We start from the raw sequence: 23,058 nt of genomic DNA, 5'->3' as shown, positions 1-23,058 counted from the left end.
CCTCAGTAATCCACCTGACCCATGTATCGCCGCGTCTCAAGAGGATGCTGACGCACCTTCGCCAACGCCGCGCGGTATTCGCACATGACGCTGTAGAACAGTATCGGATTGAAATACTCCACTACGCCAGCCGGGATTACGCCCAGCCCGAGCGCTTTGGCGTCAATGACTTCCACCTTGTCGGCATAGCGGCTCAGGAAGTCCCGCACACGCTCATCCAGCGGCCGAGTGCGGCCCTCGTTCATCATCAGGATCCAGGGCGTGCTGTGATCCGTGACTTCGAAAGGCCCGTGGAAATATTCGCCGCTGTGGATGGACGCGGCGTTCAGCCACTGCATTTCCATCAGCGAGCAGATGGCGAAACCGTAGGCGTGACCGTAAGACGCGCCGCTGGACAAGATGTAAAACAGCGACTCCTTCACATAGCGGTCGGCAAACGCCGCCGTGCGGGTCTGCACCTGCTGGCGTGCGCTCGCAATCACCGCGTCGATCTGCCCCATTCCCGACTGAAAGTCAGCGTAGCCGTCAAAGCCCTCAGTTTGCTGCAATGCCTCGACGCACAGGCTGAGGATCAACGCCATTGGATTATTCACCACCTGACTGTCATTCCCCCAGGCGTACAGCAGATTGCCGTCGGAGAAATCGATCAGACGCGCAGTCTCATTATGCGTCAGCGTGACCGTCACGCTGCCGCGCTGTTGGGCCAGCTCCGCCGCCGCCACCGACTCCGGCGTATTGCCGCCGTGAGAACAGACGATGGTCAGTGACTGGTTGCCTAATGTTTTAGGGGCCGCGTAAACAAACTCGTTGGCGGTCATCATGTAGCTGTGCAGCACCGTGGACTCGCTATTCAGGAAATAGTGGGCCGGGTACATGTCGACCAACGACCCGCCGCAGGCGACCAAAAACACCTGCCGTAACCCTCCCTGCGGGCGGAAACGCTGTTCGATAAGGGAAGCTATCATCGCTGCTGTATTCATGAATTAGTCGCCATACACGTTGAAGGTGAAGTATTTTTTTGCCAATCGGTCGTAAGTGCCATCCTGCCGGATCTGAGTGATAGCGCCGTTAAGCTGTTCCAGCAGTTGGGCATCCTGCTTCCTGACGCCAATACCGGTGCCGGGGCCAAACACGGCATCGTCTTTCACCTGCGGCTCTATCAGGTTGAACCCCTTGCCCTCCGGCTTATTCAGCAACGCCTCGGTCACCACCGTGGCATCATCCAGCGTCGCGTCCAGACGACCGACGACCAGATCGGCATAGACCGCTTCAGCGCTGGGGTAAGACACCAGCTCAACGCCCTGAGATCGCCAGTATTTCTGCGCGTAAATTTCAAATACCGATCCCTGCTGCACGCCAACGCGCTTGCCGCGCAGCGACTCGGCGGTCGGCTTCAAACCGCTGTCCTTCGCAGCGACCAGATAAGCCGGCGTGTTAAACAATTTGTGGGAAAAGTTGATGGCTTTCTGCCGTTCTCGGGTGATAGAGAGCGAAGAGAGGATCGCGTCGAATTTACGGGCATGCAGCGCGGGAATCAAACCGTCGAAACTGCTTTCCACCCAGACGCATTGCGCCTTCAGACGCGCGCAGATCTCATTGCCTAAATCAATATCGAACCCCTGCAACTGCCCATTCGCAGCCTTAAACTCAAACGGAGGAAAGGTGGCGTCGGTGCCAAAACGGAGGGACTGCTGTGCGGAAGCCAGCCCGGAGAAGGCCGTCATCACCAGACTCAGGGATAACAGGGCAAGCGTTTTTTTCATCATTCACTCCCTATAAATATACCGTAAACTATACCACCAGAGATATACGCTTATCATTCACGCCGGGCAACGAATTTATCCATATTATTCAATTATAATAGGGTATTAGGGTGTTGTGGTCTGATTAGCTCAGGGGGATAATAGGGCTGTAAAGCGCAATAACGGGTGATAAAACAAGCGATAGCGCTTGCGGTAATCGCTCTTTCTTCAGCATGGAACAGACCAGAAAACATACCATGGATAAAACGAACACTGGCAAACGCCGTCCACGCAAAGCGTATCTGGAAGCCAAGCAGGCTCTGCTGAGCTTGTTGAATACCCCCGAGTACAACGATGGCGATCAGATCCCGGCGGAACGGGATCTCGCCGTCGTGCTCGGCATCAGCCGAATGACGCTGCGTAAAATTATCGATGAACTGGTCGACGCCGGGTTACTGGAAAGACGCGGCAATCAGGGCACCTGGCTGACCCAGACCACGATTGAGCGGCCGCTGACGCAGGCCATTGAACAGGGCATCAGCAAGATCACCGAGCTGAATGGCGCGGTGCCCGGCAGCCAGTTACTCTATTTTCAGGACACGGCCGCCAGCGCCCGTATCGCGCCCCTGCTGAACATTGAAATAGGCGATCCGGTGGTGATGATCAAACGACTGCGGCTGGCGGACGGCGATCCGTTTTGCTTAGAAACCAGCTACCTACCGCGCGCGCTGATGCCGGATCTAACGGCTGAAATGCTGGAGGAGAGCGGTTCGCTGTATCGGCTACTGGCAGAACGCTACCGCCTCTTCGGCGTTTCCGACGAGGGCACCATTCGGGTCGGGATAATGAATGAGGAAGAGCAGGCGTTGCTGAATGCGCCGCCGGACAGCCCCGCGCTCATCTATCGCGGCGTGATTGCCGACCGTTTTCAACAGCCCGTCGAATATCTGGTATCGGTCAACCATCCGCAGCGGGTGTCGTTTCGCATCAGCCACCACCCTAACGCCGAGCGATAAGACGGCGGTGTCTTCGGGATATCGGCCCGAGCGCGCGCGGTTTTTGGTCAGGCGTCACAGAGAAAAACACCGCCTCTCAGCCGCGTCACACGCCATGAAAGTCGCCGCGTAAAGGGCTATGCTCTTGGCAGGACATTACAAACGGAGTCAGCAATGATACGCCATATCTTACTTATCACTTTCAAAGCGGATGCCGCGGAAGCCGACATCGAGCGGGTGAAATCGGCTTTTTTGCAGATGCCAACCGCCATCGAAGGCGTCGTCAGCGTCGAGTGGGGATGTAACGATAGTCCGGAAGGTAAAAATGAGGGATTCACGCACTGCGTGATGATGACGTTTAAAGATGAAGCGGCGCGCCAGCGCTATTTACCTCATCCCAAACACGATGAATTGAAAGCGATTTTCCGGCCAATTCTGGGCAATCTCATCGTGCTCGACTACCCGATATTAACGCCACATAAAGCCCCACAGCCGGTAACGGCTCCGCGATAAATCCCACGCGCGTTTGCGGCCACTGAACCACGGCCGCAATGCCATCGCCGACCACCCCCGACGGCCGGTTATCCTCAAACGACCGCTCAGGACAACGCGTCCAAGGCCCGGTGACGCTAGACCAGCATCACCTCGACGCCTTTGTCTTTCAGCTGTTGGATCACCTGCGGGTTGGCGTCACGGCCGGTGATCAGCACGTCAATATGTTCGGCGTTGCAGAACAGCATTCCGGCGCGCTGGCCGAGTTTGCTGCTGTCCGTCAACACCGCCAGCTTGCCGACATGATCCAGCATTTTCTGTTCCGCCATCGCCGTCAGCATATCCATTTTGTACAGCCCCTCAGCCGTGAGGCCTTTGCCGCTGGTAAACATCCAGTGCCCGGCATACAGGGACGAAATCTCATCCTGCGGCGCCAGAGTGATGGACTGGCTCTTGTTGTACTGCCCGCCAATAATCACCACGCCGTCATGCTCTTGCTCAATCAGATAGTTGGCCAACGGAAAGTAGTTAGTGATGACCTGAACATCTCGCCCGCAGATTTCCTTCCCCAATAAAAAGGCCGTCGAGCCGCAGTTGATCACCGCGCTCTCACCCGGCTGCACTAGCCGAGCCGCCGCCTGAGCGATGCGCACTTTTTCATCGTGAGTCGAGGTGCTTTGGCTGTCCAGCGGTGACCAGAGTCGTTTGGTCGGCATCAGCGCCTCTGCGCCGTTGCGGACTTTTCGCACCTGTCCGGCTTCGTTTAGCTTATTGATATCGCGACGCGCGGTCGCCGGAGAAATCGAGAACGCCTGCGTCAGGCTGGCCACGGTCAGATGGCGTTTCTCATTCAGCAAGGTCAGAATAGCGCTGTGTCGTTGTGTTTCTGTCATGTCTTGCCTGATTTATGATTATTTATGATGTCTTATGATTGTATAACGCTGTTTCCAAAAATCAAAGCACCGGGCGGGAAAGCCTCCCCGCCCGTTTGTGCATCGTCAACCTAACGCCAGTCCAGCTTCCTGCGCCATCGTCACCAAACGCGATCTGGCTTGCCGCAGGTGGTCAGCCCAATGCGCATCCTGCGCCCACATTTCAACGACCAGCGGCGCCGAATAGTTCATCCCGGCCAGCGTGCGAAAAATGGCGGGGAAGTCCACCTGCCCTTCGCCGATACACAAGTCGCGGAACTGTCCCGAATGATCGGCGCTGACACGGAGCGTATCTTTCAGATGGATTTGGACGATGTGTTCGCCGCTCATCTGCAACTCGGTACAGACATCGTAATTCCAGCCGGTGATATTGCCGACGTCGGGATAGGCCATAAAATAAGGCGAAGGCACCGCCTTCTTGAGCACTTCAAACTTGCACAGCGAATTCAGGTAGGGCGTATCCATGATCTCCACGCCCAGCATGATCCCCGCCCGCTCAGCCAAACGCGCGCTTTCGCGCATACCGTCGACGAACCGCTGATGCGTCGCGTCGCTGTGCGGCTCGTAATACACGTCATAGCCCGCTAGCTGAATGCAACGTACGCCCAGTTTGTAAGCCAGTTCGATGGCTTTACGCATGATGACGCCCGCCTGAGCGCGCACCGACGCATCAGCCGATCCAAACGGGAAACGACGGTGCGCGCTCAGGCACAAGGAGTGCACGGGCATGCCATATTGCTCGCACAAACGGCGCAGCCGAAAGATCTCGTCATCCCGCCAGTCCAGGCGTTGCAGGCGTTCATCCGACTCATCGACGGACATCTCAATGAAGTCGAACCCCAGCGTTTTGGCGGCCTGAATCTTATGCTCCCAATCCAACCGCGCCGGCATGGCCTTTTCATATACGCCCAGCCGCAACGCGCTATTCAGGTTATCCATCGCGCACCTCGTGAACAGAGAACGTTACAGGAACGAGCGGAACGGCAGCTCGGGTTCATCGACGAAAATGTCGTCAAACCCGCGCGGGTGCTGGTAATGCATCTTCGCCTTGTCCGTCGGGAAGGTGTACTTGCCGCCTACCTGCCAGAAGAACGGCTGGAAGCCGTAGTTGAGGCGATCTTTTTTCCTGTGCCACAGCAGCTCGATTTCGCCGGGATCGCTCTGGAAATTCGCCCAAATGTCGTGATGAAAGGGGATCACTACCTGCGTGTTCAGCGACTCCGCGGCACGCAGAATGTCTGAAGAGGTCATTTTGTCGGTCACGCCGCGAGGGTTTTCGCCGTAGGAGAGAAGCGCCACGTCAATCGTGTTGTCGTTGCCGTGTCGGGCAAAGTAGTTGGAGTAGTGCGAATCGCCGGAGTGGTACATATTGCCGCCGCTGGTCTTCACCAGATAGTTCACCGCACGTCGATCCATACCGTCCAAAATGCTTTTATCGCGGGAAGATACGCCCTCCGGCAGCGTCACCAGCGCGGTCCTGTCAAACGCGTCCAGCACTTTGATGGTGATATCGCCGATCGCGATCTCCTGCCCGACCTGCGCCACAATGCAGCGTTCGGCCGGTACGCCCCATCCCGTCCAAAGCTCGACACACGCCTCGGGACCAATGAACTTCACGTGATCGCCCGCATTTTGCAGCACCGCCGCCGCCACGTTGATATCGATGTGGTCAGCGTGATCGTGCGTCGCCAGCACGGCGTCTATCTTCTTGATGCCGAACGGATCCAGTACAAACGGCGACGTGCGCAGGTTGGGTTGCAGCTTGCGTACGCCGCCCATGCGCATCATCTGATGCTGCTTTTTCATGTAGGGATTGGCGTGAGTTTTCTTGCCGGTGCCGCACCAGAAGTCGATAGCGATCTGCGTATTACCCGCCGACTTTAACCAGATGCCGGTACAGCCCAGCCACCACATGGCGAACGTCCCTGCGGCGACCTCCTCCTGCTCGATTTCCTCGTTGAGCCAGGTCCCCCATTCGGGGAACGTATTCAATATCCATGACTCCCGGGTAATGTCTGTTACTTTGCTCATCGTTTTATCCTTCTTCATGATTACAACCGCCGCCGACCGGTTTCCACGGGTCGCAGATCGTGTCACCTCCCGCTTCGCGTTTTCCTTTCCCGAGGCGCTCATCACAAATGAGTGATTTCTGGTGATTGAAAATGACTATATCAATCACAAATATGATTATCAATGATTAGTTATTGCGCTTCGTGATTCGCTTTTATTGGGATTTAAGTACCAGAAAGATAAGTACAAAAGAACCTTTGGCTCACCCAAATAACACATAACTTATTATTTATATTATGTTTTTATTACCACCCCGGAAAACAAATCAACCAACGTGATAATCATAATTGAAAGCTTGATCTTCACTACCGCTTGTCTATGATGATAAAAAAGGTCAAAAGAAATCACCAAGTGATTTTTCGTGATTTTATTGATTCAATAAGACCCAGGGAAAGGTCAAAACGCACGTTGGCAAGAAAGAACGCAGGTAACAGGGATTGAGTTATCACCGTCGGGCATTACGCCTTCATAGACACGGAGCTGCATCATGGAAACGCTATATGACATTTTTTACATCTTCTACAGCCAGGTAATGACAAAAGCGCCGCTGCTGCTGGGATTGGTCACCTGTATCGGTTACCTCCTGCTGCGGCGGGATCTCTCCACCGTGCTCAAAGGCACGCTGAAAACCATCATCGGTTTTATGCTGGTTCAGGTCGGCGCGGATACGTTAGTGGCGGGTTTCAAACCGGTCATCGAAAAAATCGCCGAATTTCATGGTCTGTCCGGTTCCGTCATTGACCCTTACACCGCCATGATGGCGACGATGTCTGTGATGGGGGATCGCTACTCCTGGGTGGGCTACACCGTGTTGCTGGCGCTCGCGCTGAATATTCTGTTGGTGCTGCTACGCCGCTACACGGGGATTCGGACGATCATGCTGACGGGACACATCATGTTTCAGCAGGCCGGACTGATCGCGATGTTCTATCTGATGCTGGGCGCCACGATGTGGGAAACGATTTTTGCTTCCGCCGTCATCATCGCGCTGTACTGGGGGATTTTCTCCAACCTGATGTTCAAACCAACGGAAGCCGTGACGGGCGGCGCGGGTTTCTCCATCGGCCATCAACAGCAGGCAGCCTCGTGGATTGCGACCAAGATCGCCCACCGGCTGGGCGATCCGGCAGATAGCGTCGATAACCTCAAGCTCCCTCGCTGGCTGAACATCTTTCACGACAGCATCGCCGCCACCGCCATCGTCATGACCGTGTTCTTCGGCATTATCCTGCTCTCCTTCGGCCTGAAGAACCTGCAAATGATGGCCGGTTCGACCCACTGGAGCATTTATATTCTGGAAACCGGTCTGAAGTTCGCCGTGGCTATTCAGATTATCGTGGTCGGCGTCCGCATGTTCGTCGCGGAGCTGTCGGAGGCGTTCAAGGGCATCTCGGAACGGGTCATTCCCAACGCCGTGCTCGCCATCGACTGCGCGGCTATCTATGCCTATTCCCCGAACGCGATGGTCTTCGGCTTCATGTGGGGCGCCGCCGGTCAGTTCGTTGCGCTTCTGCTACTGCTCGCCTTCCAGTCACCCATCATCATCATTCCCGGCTTTGTGCCCATGTTCTTCTCCAACGCCACCATCGGCGTATTCGCTAACCATTTCGGCGGCTGGAAGGCCGTAATGAAGATGTGCTTCGTGATGGGCATCATCGAGGTGCTGGGCTCCGCCTGGGCGATAGCGCTGTTTGCTCACCACGACACCCCGCTGAACGGTTGGATGGGCATGGCCGACTGGGCGTTGCTGTTCCCGCCCATTATGCAAGGACTCGCCTGGTCGCCGCTGTTTCTGTACGCCCTCATGGTCGCCGCCGCCGTGTATATGGTTTTCGCCTCCCGACGTTTGCGCGCGGAAGAAGATACCGCGTTATCGATGGCGGCTCAGCCTGCGGCGGCGACATTGCCTGCCACCGAACCCGCGCCGGTCAATTCGGGCCGGGCCGTGCGCATTCTGACCGTCTGCGGCAATGGGCAAGGATCGTCCATGATGATGAAAATGAAAATCGCCAAATTTCTGGAGCAGCGGGGCATACCGCATGTGATGGAGTCATGCGCCGTGGCGGACTACAAATCGAAGCTGCCGATGACCGACATCATCGTCGCCTCGCGCCACCTGGCCGGAGAGATGGAGCCGGGGACGGGAAAATTCGTACTGGCCGTGCAGAACATGCTCAATCCCCATTCGTTTGGCGACGAATTGCTCAACCTGATCAGAACGCATTTTTCCCGCTAACGTCCGGCTGAAGGAACGGCCGACAAAGGAGCACACCATGAACTTCAAGCAATCACTGATAGACAACGACACTGTCCGACTTCAGGCCCATGCGGCTGACTGGCGGGAAGCGATTGGAATCGGCACCAGCATGCTGGAGGCCTCCGGTGCGGTGGAGCCTCGTTACCATGCCGCCATCATCCGCAGCATCGAAAAAATGGGCGCCTACTTCGTCATCGCCCCCGGCCTGGCGTTGCCGCATGCGCGACCGGAAGACGGCGTCAAACGGACAGCTTTCGCACTGGTGACGCTGGCCACTCCCGTACGCTTTGAAGGCGAAGACGAACCGGTCGATGTGCTGATTACGCTGGCGGGCAGTACATCCGACGAACATATCGAAGGTCTGATGGAAGTCACCCAGACGCTGGAGGACGAGAGCAGCCCGACCGGCATCAACCTCGACAGACTGCGGACATGCCGCAGCAAAGACGAGGTGTATCGCGCGATCGATAACGCGCTCGCGCAGGCGGCCAAGCAGGAGGGATAACGGATGCTAAGCGACTTGAAACACACGGTTTTGGCCGCCAACCGGCAACTACCGCATTACCGGCTAGTCACACTGACCTGGGGCAACGTGTCGCAGATTGACCGCCAACGCGGGCTGATCGCCATCAAACCGTCGGGCGTGAGCTACGAAGCCATGACGGCTGACGACATCGTCATCGTCGATCTGGACGGCAACGTGGTGGAAGGACAACTTCGCCCTTCCAGCGATACCGCCACGCACCGGGTGTTGTATCGGGCCTTTCCGAGGCTCGGCGGCATCGTCCATACCCATTCCCGGCATGCGACGATATGGGCGCAAGCCGGCATGGATATCCCAGTATTGGGCACCACCCACGCCGACTATTTCTATGGCGATATCCCCTGTTCCCGCCCGCTGACATCAGAAGAAATCGCTGACGATTACGAAAAGAACACCGGCGTCAGCATCGTGGAAACCTTCCGCCGACGGGACATCGACCCCATGGCCGTCCCTGGCGTGGTCGCCTATGGCCATGCCCCATTCTGTTGGGGTGAAAACGCCGAGGAAGCCGTGCATAACGCCGTGGTGTTGGAAGAGGTGGCGGCGATGGCGTTGGCGACGCGGCGGCTGAATCACCATATCCGCCTGCCGCAGACCCTGTCCGACAAACATTATTTTCGCAAACACGGCGCTGACGCTTACTACGGCCAGACTGACGCAACGATGGAATGACGCTGGCTGCGCTTGCCGTTCATCGCGATCCGGGCGGCGCATGCCGCCGCCTCAACATTAAAAAAGGATGCTCACACCATGACCCAACCCCTATTACAGATTGCCCTGGACTCCACAGATCTTCCCACCGCGGTCGATCTCGCCGCCCACGTGGCGGAATATGTCGATGTCATCGAAGTCGGCACCATACTGGCCTTCGCTGAAGGGATGAATGCCGTTCGTACGCTGCGCCAGCAATATCCGGATCATATTTTGGTCTGCGATATGAAGACCACGGACGGCGGCGCCATTCTGGCGGAGATGGCCTTTACCGCAGGCGCGGACTGGATCACCGTGTCCGCCGCGGCCCACATCGCCACAATCACCGCCTGTAAAAACATTGCGGATGAGCACCACGGAGAAATTCAGATGGAGCTTTACGGCCACTGGACGTGGGAAGACGCGCAGGCCTGGCGCAAACTCGGCATCACGCAGGCGATCTATCACCGCTCGCGAGACGCGGAGCTGGCTGGCGTCGGCTGGACGCCGGAAGACATCCAACGTATGCATACCCTGTCGGAGATGGGGTTTGAGGTGTCGATCACGGGCGGTATTGTGCCGGAGGCGTTGCAGCACTTCCGGGGGATTAACGCCAAAACGTTTATCGCCGGGCGAGCGTTAGCCGGGGATGACGGCAGCGCCATCGCTGACGCGCTGCGCCAGGAAATCGTGCGCTATTGGTAAACCGTCCTGATGTCCGCCCTTGGGGGATTATCCTCGGGCGGGCCTGCTTCTCCGAAATAGCGCCCCGCCCCCACCCGCCGCCATCGCAACGGTCTTTCCCGACCCTTACTGAATATCGTGATGCTTATCACCCGGATAACCCGCCATTTGCGTTTCTTTACGCGTTATCCGGGCAACTTCCCTTAATTCTTACGCGAATATTGCCGATAAATTGCCATGTGAACGCAGTTCATCAGCTTACAAGCTATACATTTATTAGAGGGCGTCACGATCTTATCGCCCCGCTTCAAGCGGGTGAACGCGTCCATTTTTTCCATAATCCAGGAAATCCCTAACCATGACTTCCCCATCGCCCCCTTTTATGTCGTCCCGCTGCGCTCACTGCGCGGACAGTCATAATTTGGGCCTCGACTTCACCATGGCGTTCCAGCCTATCGTGGACTGCGTGACGAAACGCGTGTTCGGCTACGAAGCCTTGGTTCGAGGCTGCAATAACGAGTCGGCCTTCAGCATTATTTCGCAAGTTAGCAATGACAAGCGCTACGGCTTCGACCAGCTCTGTCGAATCAAGGCTATCGCGCTCGCTGCCCGACTGAAGCTGTCCGGCATGCTGAGCATCAACTTTTTGCCCAACGCGATTTATCGCCCGGAACGTTGCATTCGCTCGACGCTGGAAGCAGCCCGAAAGTACCAGTTCCCGATCAAGAACATCATGTTCGAGTTCACCGAAAACGAGCAGGCCAAAGACAGCAAACGCATACAGTCGATTATTGAATGCTACAAAAAGCTCGGTTTTAAAACGGCGATTGATGACTTCGGGTCGGGTTATTCCGGGCTGAATCTGCTGGCGGATTTCCAAACGGATATCGTCAAGCTGGACATGGCGCTGATCCGCGACATCGATCAGGACGAAACACGCCAGACCATCGTCACCCACTGCGTCAGTATGCTGAAAGCGTTGAATATCAGGGTGCTGGGAGAAGGCATTGAAACAGAAAAGGAATATCATTTTCTAAAAGGAATCGGGATTGATTTCGCTCAGGGATATTATTTTGCCAGACCCGGTTTCGAATCTCTGCCTGAGGTCGATACCAGCCTTATTTAGCACCGGAAACGAAGCACTTAACGCTACATACAAACCCGCTGAACCGGCTTCGACCGTCCAGCGGTTTTTTAATGGTACCGTTTACCTTTCACCGCCATCTCACCGCCATCCTCTTATTTCCGCGTTTAATGTTCGCATCATCGACACGACCCGTGATCTCCATCTGCGGGTATAAAGCGATAAAACACACACAAATCGCCTGAATATGTACACAAAAACCCATAATTCGCCGAATGCAATTTAGAACAAGTTACCCCCTAAGCGACCGTTATACTGCGCTCAATACAGCGAGTCGGAGAGTTTGTATGGCGCACTCAGAATCTGGGCATCAGCGTGACGATGCAACACATGTGCTCGTACGCGAGCTGTTGAAAGCCATCGGGGTGGATCAGGGGCGCATCAACGCCATATTTCAAGGCGCGCCAATGTACGCCCATGACGGTTTGCTGGATTCCGTCAACCTCATCAGCCTGATTGCCGTCCTCAGCGATCGCTATGAAGCACACGGCAGGCTAACAGGGGAGCTGTTCGATCTGATGGATGAAAACGTTTTCGACGCCTTTCACACCCTCGATACCCTGACGCGTTTTCTGCACCAAAAAACCTGCCATGGTTAAGGCCCGAACCCCGCTGCGATCAGGACGGAGGATGCATGATGCACATCAACACGTTAGCCACCTGGGTTCCGTCAGCTCGCCTGAATGCCGAGGAAATCATCACTCAAACGGGATATAGCCCCCGCGAAGCCAATACGTTCTGCCAGCTGTTCGGCTTTCGCCGCATTGCCGCGCTGGAAGCGACCGTTTCTCTTTATAGCGTTTTCTATCAACTCATTAGCCGATTAATGCAGCAGTCATCGGGACCTGATCTCCCGATTGACGCGCTGATTTATGTACACGGCATACCGGAGCCATCGGGCGAACAGGCAGCGTGGCTGACACAGCTGAAACAACACCATCCGTTTGTCAGCGCTGAGGCGCACTGCCACGAACTGGACCCGCAGCACTGTGCGACTTTGTTCTGGGCGCTGGCTTACGCTCATCGGCTGCTGGAGAGACAGGAGGCAAAACGCGTCGCCATCATCGCCGGTGATACGTTGTCGCCGCTAGGCGTCTCACGGCGCTACGTGCCGGGCTACACATTGATCGGCGATGCCTTCGCCGCACTGCTGCTGGAGCGTGAAGGCGCAGGTCTACGGTTAGGGAAACCGTTTCTCGGCCGGCGACTGGCGTTTTGTGATGGGCTAAATAGCGGACGGGAGGCAAAGACGGCGTTTTATCAGGCCCACGACGACATGGTGGCGGAGGCTTTGGCGGGCGCTCAGGCAGGCGATCCCAACCGCCTGTCGCTGCTGCCCCACAATATCAACCGCATCTTTTGGCGTCGCTATGCGCGCCGCCACCAGCTACCGCATGAAGCCATCTCGCTCAGCCTGCTGCCGGATATCGGCCACTGCTGCACCGTAGATCCTCTGCTCCTGCTGCCAGCCGCGCTTCCCGCCATCCGTGCCGGACGACCGCACGTGATGCTGTCAGTAGGGCTGGGAGCCGCCTATGGCAGCTGCTCCGTTTCTTATCGTTCGCAATGATCCTGATTCGCCGTCAGTCAACATTCCGCCCCACAATGCACAGCATTGATCGTGCGCACTGCAATTATTTTTCTATCTCACAATTTCAGACAACAATGCCCCCAGTCACCGGGCATAATCTTTTTAAGGAAGCGTTTTCGCTGGCATAAGCAGGCGGAAATATACAAGGATGTATTAACGTCACGGTCAGAGCGCAGGATTGCGCCGTTCGAACAGGGATGAAGACGGATCGTCGCGGTGTCAGCAAGGATGTTGATGGTCTGCCTATGCCGGTTACTCTCATGCTCCAGCAGGATGACGGGAGATGAAGATCGGAATGGGAACGCTTTCTTTCTCTGTTAAAGCTCTGCGTACATACCCCTCAGGTGGTCTGCGCGTCGACGCCGGAGAAAACCATGGATGCTACGCCCTTTGCGGATCGGGATATCCGCAAAGGGCGCCTTCTTTTCTTTCTCGTCAATGACGGGAAACTTCACGTCATTATCGGCTCTCTCTGCTAAAACGTCTGGACCGGTCTACGACAAGAGCGGCGAGCGCCGTTCTGCCTGTTCGTGCCTGTATTACCCCAGCCAATCCGTTAACGCGTCCGGTTCCGTCAGCGTGGTGTGCCGCCAGCGCAAGGGCGTTTCATCGGACGACAATAGGCAACAGTTGAGCGCCATCCTCTCTTCGTCAAACCAGACCTCTTCCATCTGCGCGCTGGCGGGATGAACGTCGTCCTGCACCTGAATCCGCCCGTTTTCTTGCATCAGGCAGCTGAACGAGTCCAACGGCTTGCTCAGGCCAAGTCCTAACGCTTTCAGATAGGCCTCTTTGCGCGTCCATATCCGAATGAAAGCCTGTACATACGCTTCTTCATCGCAAAACTGCTCCAGCCAGTCAGCTTCATCAGGATGGAAAAAGCGTTTCGCCACGCCGCGCTTATGCTCGACTCGCCCTCGATTTCCCTCAACATCGACCCCGACCTCGTCACCCTGTGCGATGGCGAAAGCAAAAGCGGCCTGAGTGTGCGACTGGTTGAAGTGAAGCTGCGGGTATCGGGGTAAGAACGGTTTGCCGAACGGGTTGCGGGCAAACGTTAGCTCGTGCGGCAACGCACGACACAGCGGCGCCAGCAGGCATCGAAGAATCCCCTCCGCCAATGTGCTGTCGTTGAGCGTATCGTACGACGACATTCGGCAGGCCGAACGCACATAGGCAAGCATTTCCGGGCGCTCCAACGTCTGCCTATGGATCACAATACACTGAGGGTTCGCCAGGTCTCGCTCGCGATGCTTAGCGCTACCACAGAAATTCATTCGGCTGTCCTGGCTCATGTCTGCTCCCTCTGTCCAATGTATCCCGCTTTCCCTGTTCACCTCATTCACGTTGTCATCCTTGTTTGCCACGACGTCTGGAAGACCTCGGCTCGAAATCACGAACGTCTGATGTAAACGTATACATAGCAACGTCTCATTACGATGCATTTTTGACCGGTCGGCGTGAATATCTTAGCGGTATTACCTTTAGAGATGAGTTTTAACGAAATCTTGTCATTTCACTCGCAATCACGCTGAGAGCGTTGACCATTTTCGAGACGAACAATCCCAATAACGAAATGTCGCCATCCCAAAAATGGAATGCCGAGTGGAAAAAACGTTACGTATCCCGCTGAAAAAGGCCATTCCAAATATGGCACACAATTTGCGTGAGTACCCCTGTCAATGACAGCAATGACAATAATTAACAACCCAATACCAACGCCGTTTTTAGCATTTTTATTAACCGCTCCAGGCACGGTAAATACATTTTTGGATGACACCATGAATCTACATAATGCCTACCCCCACACCTTGGATAATGAAAGCTTCAACCATAATCTTATTCAGGACATGTATCGTCGTCACCCGAACTTAAAAAAGACATTGGAAAACAATAATAAAGCAACAAGTCTGGTTGGGATCATCGACTACATTATTGAGAATATCGGCGATAACATCACGCTGGAACAACTCGAAACCGTAAGTGGCAAATCGAAATTCGATATCTGCCGATTATTTAATCAAGTCTATAATATTACGCCCATGCGATGGATCTGGCGCGTTCGCGTCACCCTGGCGAGAGAGATTATTCATATCTCGCCCAACTGGTCTCTGACCGATATTTGTTATGCCTGTGGTTTCTCCTCGTTACCGCATTTTTCCCGCTGCTTTACAAAAACGTATAATATTCCGCCGCTGAAATATCGGAAAACCGTCTCGTCCGATCGCGAGCCGCCCCGTTTTATTAGCAATATGAGCTTCGATATTATTTTCGGAAAACAACGTCACCTGTTTTCTCGTCATGTATTGCTGGATAATATCCACAATCTGTCTAATTAACGTTCTTGTTCGACGAGCACACGAAAAAAAGTCCCTCACGGGATTTTTTTATTTTAGTGACGGGGGAAATATCGCGGTAAGTCAGGTCCGGAATCATACGTGCGGTCCCGTTTGACCAGGGTGCCGCGATCCGCCTGCTTTTGACACATACCCTAACGTTTACAAATACTTTGCCAAGAAACAGAGGTCGTTTTTATCCCTGATTGCTGAAACAGCTCCCTCGCCCTTGTTGTTCACCGCGAAAATGAGATGGGGCAAAGGCTCAGGGAGGAAGGAAGCTTAGCGGACAGAAGGCAACACGGATAATGCCTGCCACCCACGATAGCGGCAAAAAAGGCATACCGAGGTATGCCTTTTTAATGCATCAGACGAAGGCCCGACGCTTATTTTTTGGTTTTATCCTGCAGCAGTTCACCGCTTTCTACCTGCGGAACACCGGCGCTGCCCGTGATCAGCAGGCCGCTTTCCATGTAGCTGAACAGTTTTTCACGCGTGTCGGTGATATCCAAATTGCGCATGGTCAGCTGGCCGATACGGTCATCCGGCGAGAAGACAGAGTCTCCTTTCTCCATCGTCAAACGCTCAGCCTTGTAGGTCAGATTGTCGGACACGGTGTTCAGGTAGGAGAAATCATTGCCACGACGCAGTTCAACGGTGACCTCGCCGGTGATTTCACGGGCGACCCAACGCTGTAGCGCGTCACGCAGCATCAACGCCTGTGGATCGAACCAACGCCCCTGATACAGCAGGCGGCCCAACTGACGACCGTGCGCATGGTACTGCTCGATAGTGTCTTCGTTGTGAATGCCGGTGACCAGACGCTCGTAGGCAAGATGCAACAACGCCATCCCCGGCGCTTCATAGATGCCCCGGCTCTTCGCTTCGATGATACGGTTTTCAATCTGGTCGCTCATCCCCAGACCGTGACGGCCGCCGATACGGTTGGCTTCCAGCATCAGCTCGACGTCATCTGCAAAGGTTTTTCCGTTCAGCGCGACCGGATGGCCTTGTTCAAAGCGGATGGTGACCTCTTCCGCAGGGACTTTGACATTTTCGTCCCAGAATTTGACGCCCATGATGGGATTGACGATTTTCAGGCTGGAGTTCAGGAACTCCAGATCCTTCGCTTCATGCGTCGCACCCAGCATGTTGGAGTCGGTGGAGTAAGCCTTTTCCGCCGACATTTTATAGCTGAAGCCGGCTTCGGCCATAAACTCGGACATCTCCTGACGGCCGCCCAGTTCATTGATGAAGTCGGTATCCAGCCAAGGTTTGTAGATTTGCAGCTCCGCGTTGGTCAGCAGTCCATAACGGTAGAAACGCTCGATGTCGTTGCCTTTGTAGGTGCTGCCATCGCCCCAGATATTCACGCCGTCTTCTTTCATCGCGGCCACCAGCATGGTGCCGGTGACTGCACGGCCCAGCGGCGTGGTGTTGAAGTAGGTCATACCCGCGGTGGTGTTATGAAAAGCACCGCACTGGATCGCGGCGATGCCTTCGGCAACCAGCTGCTTGCGGCAATCGATCAGGCGCGCATTTTCCGCGCCATATTCCTTGGCGTGACGAGGAATCGCGTCGTAATCTTCTTCATCCGGCTGACCCAGGTTCGCGGTGTAAGCGTAAGGCACTGCGCCTTTTTTACGCATCCACAGCAAGGCGGCGCTGGTGTCCAGCCCTCCGGAGAAAGCGATGCCGATACGTTGACCAACCGGAAGATGCTTCAAAATCGTCGTCATAACAATTAATCCCTGCTCGAGTTAGATGGCATTGAGTGTAACCACTCCAACGCCGAATTACGTAGGTTACGCCGCACTAAATTGGACACAATGCAGAAGAAGATCGCGGCACTTCACTCTGTCGACGGCATTTTCCTCGCGTACTCCGCAATGAATATTTATGCAGAATATATGATTTATAATTTAAACATCTTTTCCGCCGGACAGGAAGAGACTCGTTAGGATTTCGGCAAAAAATTCATTCTGGCCTGACCGGCGAAACACCGCCGATGTTTATCTGGTCCGGATTTAGCCCTATCGTGTCCGGATTTGGCCTTCTCCCGTTTTAACGCTGGGCGCATGATAGACAACATCATGAGCAAGGAGATAAACCATGTCGCGAACTGCACTGTTAGTTATTGATGTTCAAGATTCTTTCTTACATCGCCCTTTCTGGCAGGACGACGATCTCCCAGCATTTCAGGCAGCCCTGCTGCGCCTGATCGATGGCTGTAAACGGCAAAACGTCGCGTTGGTGGATGTGTTTCACGTCGCGAAAGAGGGGCCTTTCTCGCGGGAGTCAGGCTTCGTCACACGGCAACGTTTTCTCCATCATCAGCCGGATAAACAAGTCTACAAACACGTTCACAACGCCTTGACTGACTCAGGACTGCATGAATGGTTGCAGCAGGAAAATATTCACCATCTGATCATCTGCGGCATGCGCACCGAACAGTGCTGCGAAACCACCGCGCGGGTTGCGTCCGATCTGGGCTATCAGGTAACGTTCGTGACTGAAGCAACGCTGACCTTCCCGATGACGCATGACGGCAAAACGCTGAGCGCCAGCGAGCTGAAACATCATACCGAAACCGTCTTGGTTAACCGGTTCGCGACCCTAAGCAGCGTCGAGGCATGTCTGGCGACGTTGACCCCGACGGAGTAAACACGGCATGGCACGTCAGGTCTATTTTTTAATGTTGCCCGGCGTACTGTCGCTCGACATCGCCGGACCGGCAGAAGCGTTACGCCTGGCCGGCGACTTTGACCTGCATTACATCAGTCCGGTGGAGAGTCTGCGCTGTTCTATTGGACTGACGCTTAACCAGTTGGAACCGCTGCCGACCCCGATGCTGCCGGACAGCATTTTAATTGTCCCCGGCGTCACCCCGTCCGAACATTATTTCGCCACGCCGCTGGCCCAGATTGCCCGTGACTGGCTGCGCGAGCGGCGGTCTGAACTCGAGCACCAAACTCTGACGCTGGTCTGCATCTGCTCTGGCTCGCTGCTCGCCGCGCAGGCGACGCTGCTGGACGGTTACCAGTGCACCACGCATCACGATATCCTCGACCGTCTCTCCGAACAGGCTCCGGCGGCGTTAATCAGAGAAAATCGCATTTTCGTGGAGGACCGCAACGTCTACACCAGCGCGGGGATCACCGCCGGTATTGATCTGGCGCTGCATCTGGTCGCCCGGTTCCGGAGCAACTTGCACGCTTTGCAGGTGGCCCGGGAGATGGTGGTGTACTTCCGCCGCGCAGGCAACGACGACCAGCTATCGCCCTGGCTACAGCACCGTAATCACCTCCATCCGGTGATCCACCGTGCGCAGGATTTGCTGGCCGCGGCGCCAGAATCCTCGTGGCCGCTGGACCAGCTGGCGGACCGCGTACATGTGAGCGGTCGCCACCTGACGCGCCTGTTTCGGGAGCATGTCGGGATTACCGTGCGCGAGTATCACGAACAGCTGCGGCTTACCGTGGCGGAACAGCGGATCAGGCAGGGCATCGGCGTGGAGAAAGCGGCGTTGCTGGCCGGCTTCTCCTCGGCGCGTCAGCTGCGCCGGGCTCAGTCGCGTCAGCCCTAGCTCACCAGACGACGATGGTCCAAACGCTGTAGCATCAGTGAAAACAGCAGGCCGACGGCCAGCGCCATCGCAAAGACGTAAAAAATATCCGCCACCGGAGAGCCTTCGAGCGTCAGTTGATGCGTGCGCAAATAGTGGATCACCAGCGCGTGAACGCCGTAAATCGCCAGAGAATGACGTGCTATTAGCGCCAGCCCCGGCAAAGGCGCCGCGTTGAGGTAGTATTTTCCACCGACCAACAGAGCGGAGGCAGCCAGGAACACCAGCGGCCCGCAGTAAAGATAGTAAGTCTGATCAAAGTCGCCGTTGACGAGCGTCACATGGCGAGTCCCGAGCGTCACCAGCATCACCCCTAGAGCGAAAACACCCAGCGCCGAGCGCGCCGCCCAGCGAGGGATCGTCATCATTCCGATCATCCTGCCGGTGATGGCGTACAGCAGGTAATAGATGGTGTCGCCAAACATATACAGGTTCACCGGCAACATCTGATGCTGACCGTCCATCACGGCGGGCATATTAGGGTTGGCGATCACCGCCAATAATACAATCGCCGCCGCCAGCGTATAAGCTGACGCCTGACGCACTTTAATCAACGGAGAAAACAGATAAATGACGGTGATGGCGTAGAAAAACCACAGGTGATAGAACACAGGTTTTTGCAGGCTGTCTCGCAGCGCCAGCCACGGATTGATGGGGGTGAGCCACGCCATATAACACAGCGCCATCAGGCTGTAGAACAGGAGGCAGCAACCGATGCGTAGATAGTGTTTACCCTGAGCCTGCCGCTCGCCGAAGAACAGGTAGCCCGAAATCATGAAAAACAGCGGCACACAGACGCGAGAGGCGGAATCCAGCAGATTAGCGACGTCCCAATAGACATGACCCGGCGCACCGTCGTCGGTGACATACCCTGCGGCGCTGTGGACCATCACCACCATCAAACACGCTATCGCCCGCAGGTTATCCACCCAGCCGATCCTGTCGGTCATCCGCGCCTCGCCCTATTTTTATTCAATAATAAACAGATTATAGGGAGCCCCGCGGCAACTCAATGCGATTGCTGACCAAAATGTTGGCATATCAGCATCAGGGCCGCCGAGGCAGCCCTGTTCGTTAAACGCCTGACTCTGCGATGTCTAGAACAGCCCCATCGGTTTGTCGGAGTAGCTGACCAGCAGGCATTTGGTCTGCTGGTAATGTTCCAGCATCATCTTGTGGTTTTCCCGCCCGATGCCGGACTGTTTGTAACCGCCAAACGCGGCATGCGCCGGATAGGCGTGGTAGCAGTTAGTCCACACGCGCCCGGCCTGAATGCCGCGCCCCATGCGGTAGGTAATGTTCGCATTACGACTCCATACGCCCGCCCCCAGACCATAAGGCGAGTCGTTGGCGATTTCCAACGCATCATCCAGCGTTTTGAACGTCGTCACCGCCAGTACAGGCCCGAAGATCTCCTCCTGGAAGACCCGCATGTTGTTTTTGCCCTGCAAAACCGTCGGCTCCAGATAGTAGCCCTCCGTCAGATCGCCGTTCAGCGCCTTGCGATGTCCGCCGGTCAGCACCTGCGCCCCCTCTTTCTTACCGATATCGATGTAGTTGAGGATGGTATCCAGTTGTCCAGACGATACCTGCGCCCCCATCATGGTATTAGCGTCCAGCGGATTGCCGACGCGAATAGATTCCACCCGCTTGATGGCGCGCTCCATAAAGCGCTCGTAGATCGACTCCTGCACCAGCGCCCGGCTCGGGCAGGTACAGACTTCGCCCTGATTGAAGGCAAACAGGGAGAACCCTTCCAGCACTTTATCGAAGAAGCTGTCTTCTTTGTCCATGACGTCGGCGAAGAAGATGTTGGGGGATTTCCCGCCCAGTTCCAGCGTCACCGGAATGACGTTCTTCGCGGCGTAGCCCATGATCTGCTGGCCCACTTCGGTCGAGCCGGTAAACGCGACCTTGGCGATCCGCGGCGACGTCGCCAGATATTCGCCGATCTGTCCGCCCGCGCCGTTCACCACGTTGATCACGCCCGGCGGCAGCAGATCCTGAATCATTTCCATCAGCAGCAGGACGGAGAGCGGAGTCAGCTTCGCGGGCTTCAGTACGATACAGTTGCCCGCCGCCAGCGCGGGCGCCATTTTCCAGCACGCCATCAGCAGCGGAAAGTTCCAGGGGATAATCTGCCCGACGACGCCGAGCGGTTCATGGAAATGGTAGGCCACGGTGTCGTGATCGATCTCGCTGATCGCGCCTTCCTGCGCCCGGATACAGGCAGCAAAGTAGCGGAAGTGATCGATCCCGAGCGGGACGTCGGCATTGCGGGTTTCACGGATCGGTTTGCCGTTGTCCCAGGTTTCGGCGTTCGCCAGCAGATCGATATTCTGTTCCATACGATCGGCAATGCGGTTGAGGATCTGCGCGCGTTCGGCCGCCGACAGCGCGGCCCAGCCCGCTTTGGCTTCGTGCGCGGCATCCAGCGCCAAATCCACGTCGTGGGTGTTCGAACTGGCGACTTCACACAGCGGTTTCCCGGTAACGGGCGTCAGGTTGACATAATATTCGCCGCTGGAGGGAGGCACCCAGGCGCCGCCGATAAAGTTTTCGTAACGTTTTTTCAGGCTGACATCGAAGCCATAGGCTCCGGGAGAAATACGGCTTGAGCTAGAGGAAGTGTCGTAGGTCATTTCTGTCTCCTTTGTACGCTGATGCTGCGGACTGGGCGTGGTATTCGCAGTGCCGCCGCCCGGCCACCTGATACAGAACGGTGTGCTTACCTAAACAGAAAATCGTTGGACTCATCCTAGAGGATGTTAATCAGTTGTGATAGACGCAGGCGGTCTGAAAAAGACGGGAATTCGATTCAGCGCTCATTTTTAGGCAACGAATGGAACCTAATGCGAAACGGTGCGTCTGAAGCCGCCCCGCGTATTCACCCTCCCCCGGAAGAGATAACATTCGCGTCCCGCCGGGCGCGGTGAAATACTGATGCCACGACTTCACATCACGACCGCAGGAAGTACGGGTGAAAAACAACCATTCTCAGCGCGAAGAGACGCAAGCGCCTTTGATCGGAGCCAGTCAACACACGATCTGGCATCAGTCTGCATTGGCCGAACCTCGTCGCGACTGGCTGGCGGAAGAAGTGCCGGTCGCCTTGGTCTACAACGGCATATCCCACGTAGTGATGATGGCCTCCCCCAAAGATTTGGATGCCTTCGCGCTGGGTTTTTCACTGTCGGAAGGCATTATCCAGTCGCCTAATGACATCTACGGCATCGACGTCGTCCCTACCTGTCACGGTCTTGAAGTGCAGATTGAGCTTTCCAGTCGTCGCTTCGCCGGGCTAAAAGCCAGACGCCGGGCAATGGAAGGCCGCACCGGCTGCGGCGTGTGCGGCGTCGAACAGCTGGAGGAGATCGGCAAGCCGATAGCGCCGCTTCCGTTTACCCAGACGTTTTCACTGTCGCGGCTTGAGTCCGCGTTGGGACAATTGAGCGATGTTCAGGTCGTCGGCCAACGCACCGGCTGTACCCATGCCGCCGCCTGGATTTCGCCGGAAGGATTGCTGTTAGGAGGGTGCGAGGATGTAGGCCGACACGTCGCGCTGGATAAGCTGCTGGGCCTACGCGCTCGTCAGCCCTGGCAGCAGGGCGCCGCATTGGTGTCCAGCCGCGCCAGCTATGAGATGGTGCAAAAATCCGCCCTTTGCGGAGTAGAAATTCTCTTTGCCGTCTCCGCCGCCACCGCACTGGCCGTTGACGTCGCACAACGCAGCCAGCTGACATTAGTGGGTTTTTGCCGTCCGGGACGTGCGACGATCTACACCCATCCCCAGCGGTTGCGCGACTAGTCGCTTAGATCAATTGGTTGTTAGCCCCAACCACTCACTTATAAGTGACTGTAGAAAAAGGATTAAAATTGCCGCGCAGCGGCAGAAAGGCAAGAATAACCATTTTCAATATCATTTAATTAACTATAATGAACCTCATGCTTACGCG

General features: G+C 55.8%; 22 protein-coding genes. 13 read left to right on the top strand and 9 right to left on the bottom strand.

Annotated elements, in window-relative coordinates:
* Window positions 1-2: 2 nt before the first annotated feature.
* Both CKQ53_RS05760 and CKQ53_RS05755 read right to left on the bottom strand, forming a co-directional pair.
* Window positions 3-980 carry an SIS domain-containing protein gene (locus CKQ53_RS05760; RefSeq protein WP_094117894.1) on the bottom strand — a complete coding sequence of 326 codons (978 nt, stop codon included), beginning with the start codon at window positions 978-980 and terminating at the stop codon, window positions 3-5.
* A gap of 3 nt (window positions 981-983) precedes the next feature.
* A complete protein-coding gene (locus CKQ53_RS05755) occupies window positions 984-1,763 on the bottom strand; it encodes an ABC transporter substrate-binding protein (protein WP_094117895.1) in 780 nt (259 codons plus the stop codon).
* A 308-nt stretch (window positions 1,764-2,071) separates the two neighbouring features.
* Between CKQ53_RS05755 and CKQ53_RS05750 the strand changes: the two genes are divergently transcribed.
* Entirely contained in the window at window positions 2,072-2,758 is a 687-nt protein-coding gene (locus CKQ53_RS05750) for a GntR family transcriptional regulator (RefSeq protein WP_338040092.1), read from the top strand.
* A 153-nt stretch (window positions 2,759-2,911) separates the two neighbouring features.
* Complete coding sequence (locus CKQ53_RS05745; protein WP_085650725.1) at window positions 2,912-3,250, top strand: Dabb family protein; 339 nt, start codon at window positions 2,912-2,914, stop codon at window positions 3,248-3,250.
* A 116-nt stretch (window positions 3,251-3,366) separates the two neighbouring features.
* On the opposite strand, the gene ulaR is transcribed toward CKQ53_RS05745, so the two are convergent.
* The 3 genes from ulaR to ulaG all read right to left on the bottom strand — a co-directional run bounded on the left by ulaR (window position 3,367) and on the right by ulaG (window position 6,192).
* Window positions 3,367-4,122: an HTH-type transcriptional regulator UlaR gene (gene ulaR / locus CKQ53_RS05740; protein WP_094117897.1), complete on the bottom strand. Its 756-nt coding sequence runs from the start codon at window positions 4,120-4,122 to the stop codon at window positions 3,367-3,369.
* 105 nt (window positions 4,123-4,227) lie between these two features.
* Entirely contained in the window at window positions 4,228-5,100 is an 873-nt protein-coding gene (locus CKQ53_RS05735) for an L-ribulose-5-phosphate 3-epimerase (protein WP_094117898.1), read from the bottom strand.
* Between the two features lie 24 nt (window positions 5,101-5,124).
* Entirely contained in the window at window positions 5,125-6,192 is a 1,068-nt protein-coding gene (gene ulaG, locus CKQ53_RS05730) for an L-ascorbate 6-phosphate lactonase (RefSeq protein ID WP_094117899.1), read from the bottom strand.
* A gap of 526 nt (window positions 6,193-6,718) precedes the next feature.
* Here ulaG and CKQ53_RS05725 point away from each other — a divergent pair.
* The 7 genes from CKQ53_RS05725 (at window position 6,719) to CKQ53_RS05695 (ending at window position 13,120) form a co-directional block, all read left to right on the top strand.
* Window positions 6,719-8,467 (top strand): PTS ascorbate-specific subunit IIBC, encoded by a 1,749-nt coding sequence (locus tag CKQ53_RS05725; protein ID WP_094117900.1) that lies wholly within the window; start codon window positions 6,719-6,721, stop codon window positions 8,465-8,467.
* 37 nt (window positions 8,468-8,504) lie between these two features.
* The gene (locus tag CKQ53_RS05720; RefSeq protein ID WP_085650720.1) at window positions 8,505-8,993 is read left to right on the top strand and encodes a PTS sugar transporter subunit IIA; all 489 of its coding nucleotides are present in this window, start codon (window positions 8,505-8,507) and stop codon (window positions 8,991-8,993) included.
* A 3-nt stretch (window positions 8,994-8,996) separates the two neighbouring features.
* Window positions 8,997-9,704 (top strand): L-ribulose-5-phosphate 4-epimerase, encoded by a 708-nt coding sequence (locus CKQ53_RS05715; RefSeq protein WP_094117901.1) that lies wholly within the window; start codon window positions 8,997-8,999, stop codon window positions 9,702-9,704.
* Between the two features lie 78 nt (window positions 9,705-9,782).
* Window positions 9,783-10,427, top strand: a complete 645-nt coding sequence (locus CKQ53_RS05710; RefSeq protein WP_085650718.1) for a 3-keto-L-gulonate-6-phosphate decarboxylase UlaD — start codon at window positions 9,783-9,785, stop codon at window positions 10,425-10,427.
* Window positions 10,428-10,764: 337 nt separating this feature from the next.
* Entirely contained in the window at window positions 10,765-11,532 is a 768-nt protein-coding gene (locus CKQ53_RS05705) for an EAL domain-containing protein (protein ID WP_085650717.1), read from the top strand.
* Window positions 11,533-11,837: 305 nt separating this feature from the next.
* Window positions 11,838-12,149: a hypothetical protein gene (locus CKQ53_RS05700; RefSeq protein ID WP_085650716.1), complete on the top strand. Its 312-nt coding sequence runs from the start codon at window positions 11,838-11,840 to the stop codon at window positions 12,147-12,149.
* A 35-nt stretch (window positions 12,150-12,184) separates the two neighbouring features.
* Complete coding sequence (locus CKQ53_RS05695) at window positions 12,185-13,120, top strand: beta-ketoacyl-[acyl-carrier-protein] synthase family protein (protein ID WP_244201000.1); 936 nt, start codon at window positions 12,185-12,187, stop codon at window positions 13,118-13,120.
* Window positions 13,121-13,680: 560 nt separating this feature from the next.
* Here CKQ53_RS05695 and CKQ53_RS05690 read toward each other — a convergent pair.
* Window positions 13,681-14,436, bottom strand: coding sequence for a 4'-phosphopantetheinyl transferase family protein (locus CKQ53_RS05690; RefSeq protein ID WP_244200999.1), 756 nt, complete (start codon window positions 14,434-14,436; stop codon window positions 13,681-13,683).
* 486 nt (window positions 14,437-14,922) lie between these two features.
* Between CKQ53_RS05690 and CKQ53_RS05685 the strand changes: the two genes are divergently transcribed.
* Window positions 14,923-15,480, top strand: a complete 558-nt coding sequence (locus tag CKQ53_RS05685; RefSeq protein ID WP_085650714.1) for a helix-turn-helix transcriptional regulator — start codon at window positions 14,923-14,925, stop codon at window positions 15,478-15,480.
* 383 nt (window positions 15,481-15,863) lie between these two features.
* Here CKQ53_RS05685 and argG read toward each other — a convergent pair whose 3' ends face one another.
* Window positions 15,864-17,216 (bottom strand): argininosuccinate synthase, encoded by a 1,353-nt coding sequence (argG, locus tag CKQ53_RS05680; protein WP_085650713.1) that lies wholly within the window; start codon window positions 17,214-17,216, stop codon window positions 15,864-15,866.
* Between the two features lie 373 nt (window positions 17,217-17,589).
* On the opposite strand from argG, the gene CKQ53_RS05675 reads away from it, so the two are divergent.
* Together CKQ53_RS05675 and CKQ53_RS05670 are read left to right on the top strand one after the other, a co-directional pair.
* A complete protein-coding gene (locus CKQ53_RS05675) occupies window positions 17,590-18,141 on the top strand; it encodes an isochorismatase family protein (RefSeq protein WP_094117903.1) in 552 nt (183 codons plus the stop codon).
* Window positions 18,142-18,148: 7 nt separating this feature from the next.
* Window positions 18,149-19,063: a GlxA family transcriptional regulator gene (locus CKQ53_RS05670; RefSeq protein ID WP_094117904.1), complete on the top strand. Its 915-nt coding sequence runs from the start codon at window positions 18,149-18,151 to the stop codon at window positions 19,061-19,063.
* Here CKQ53_RS05670 and CKQ53_RS05665 read toward each other — a convergent pair.
* On the bottom strand, window positions 19,060-20,052 hold the full coding sequence (locus CKQ53_RS05665; RefSeq protein WP_094117905.1) for an acyltransferase: 993 nt from the start codon (window positions 20,050-20,052) through the stop codon (window positions 19,060-19,062). The genes CKQ53_RS05670 and CKQ53_RS05665 overlap by 4 nt on opposite strands.
* A 147-nt stretch (window positions 20,053-20,199) precedes the next feature.
* On the bottom strand, window positions 20,200-21,744 hold the full coding sequence (exaC, locus tag CKQ53_RS05660; protein WP_085650709.1) for an acetaldehyde dehydrogenase ExaC: 1,545 nt from the start codon (window positions 21,742-21,744) through the stop codon (window positions 20,200-20,202).
* A gap of 338 nt (window positions 21,745-22,082) precedes the next feature.
* Here exaC and fdhD point away from each other — a divergent pair, with 338 nt between their 5' ends.
* A complete protein-coding gene (gene fdhD / locus CKQ53_RS05655; protein ID WP_085650708.1) occupies window positions 22,083-22,910 on the top strand; it encodes a formate dehydrogenase accessory sulfurtransferase FdhD in 828 nt (275 codons plus the stop codon).
* The last annotated feature ends 148 nt before the right edge of the window (window positions 22,911-23,058 follow it).

The sequence above is a fragment of the Lonsdalea britannica genome (assembly GCF_003515985.1).
Taxonomy (GTDB): Bacteria; Pseudomonadota; Gammaproteobacteria; order Enterobacterales; family Enterobacteriaceae; genus Lonsdalea; species Lonsdalea britannica.
Note: the sequence above shows the minus strand (reverse complement) of the source record. Positions and strands in the feature narration are given on the sequence as shown.

Bases quoted from the DNA above. Each gene is read 5' to 3' on its own strand.
- CKQ53_RS05685 (WP_085650714.1), top strand. From the start codon at position 14,923: ATGAATCTACATAATGCCTACCCCCACACCTTGGATAATGAAAGCTTC.
- CKQ53_RS05700 (WP_085650716.1), top strand. From the start codon at position 11,838: ATGGCGCACTCAGAATCTGGGCATCAGCGTGACGATGCAACACATGTG.
- exaC (WP_085650709.1), bottom strand. From the start codon at position 21,744: ATGACCTACGACACTTCCTCTAGCTCAAGCCGTATTTCTCCCGGAGCC.
- CKQ53_RS05665 (WP_094117905.1), bottom strand. From the start codon at position 20,052: ATGACCGACAGGATCGGCTGGGTGGATAACCTGCGGGCGATAGCGTGT.
- CKQ53_RS05710 (WP_085650718.1), top strand. From the start codon at position 9,783: ATGACCCAACCCCTATTACAGATTGCCCTGGACTCCACAGATCTTCCC.
- ulaG (WP_094117899.1), bottom strand. From the start codon at position 6,192: ATGAGCAAAGTAACAGACATTACCCGGGAGTCATGGATATTGAATACG.
- CKQ53_RS05690 (WP_244200999.1), bottom strand. From the start codon at position 14,436: ATGAGCCAGGACAGCCGAATGAATTTCTGTGGTAGCGCTAAGCATCGC.
- CKQ53_RS05745 (WP_085650725.1), top strand. From the start codon at position 2,912: ATGATACGCCATATCTTACTTATCACTTTCAAAGCGGATGCCGCGGAA.
- CKQ53_RS05695 (WP_244201000.1), top strand. From the start codon at position 12,185: ATGATGCACATCAACACGTTAGCCACCTGGGTTCCGTCAGCTCGCCTG.
- CKQ53_RS05735 (WP_094117898.1), bottom strand. From the start codon at position 5,100: ATGGATAACCTGAATAGCGCGTTGCGGCTGGGCGTATATGAAAAGGCC.
- ulaR (WP_094117897.1), bottom strand. From the start codon at position 4,122: ATGACAGAAACACAACGACACAGCGCTATTCTGACCTTGCTGAATGAG.
- CKQ53_RS05755 (WP_094117895.1), bottom strand. From the start codon at position 1,763: ATGAAAAAAACGCTTGCCCTGTTATCCCTGAGTCTGGTGATGACGGCC.
- CKQ53_RS05670 (WP_094117904.1), top strand. From the start codon at position 18,149: ATGGCACGTCAGGTCTATTTTTTAATGTTGCCCGGCGTACTGTCGCTC.
- CKQ53_RS05725 (WP_094117900.1), top strand. From the start codon at position 6,719: ATGGAAACGCTATATGACATTTTTTACATCTTCTACAGCCAGGTAATG.
- CKQ53_RS05675 (WP_094117903.1), top strand. From the start codon at position 17,590: ATGTCGCGAACTGCACTGTTAGTTATTGATGTTCAAGATTCTTTCTTA.
- CKQ53_RS05705 (WP_085650717.1), top strand. From the start codon at position 10,765: ATGACTTCCCCATCGCCCCCTTTTATGTCGTCCCGCTGCGCTCACTGC.
- CKQ53_RS05715 (WP_094117901.1), top strand. From the start codon at position 8,997: ATGCTAAGCGACTTGAAACACACGGTTTTGGCCGCCAACCGGCAACTA.
- CKQ53_RS05760 (WP_094117894.1), bottom strand. From the start codon at position 980: ATGAATACAGCAGCGATGATAGCTTCCCTTATCGAACAGCGTTTCCGC.
- CKQ53_RS05720 (WP_085650720.1), top strand. From the start codon at position 8,505: ATGAACTTCAAGCAATCACTGATAGACAACGACACTGTCCGACTTCAG.
- argG (WP_085650713.1), bottom strand. From the start codon at position 17,216: ATGACGACGATTTTGAAGCATCTTCCGGTTGGTCAACGTATCGGCATC.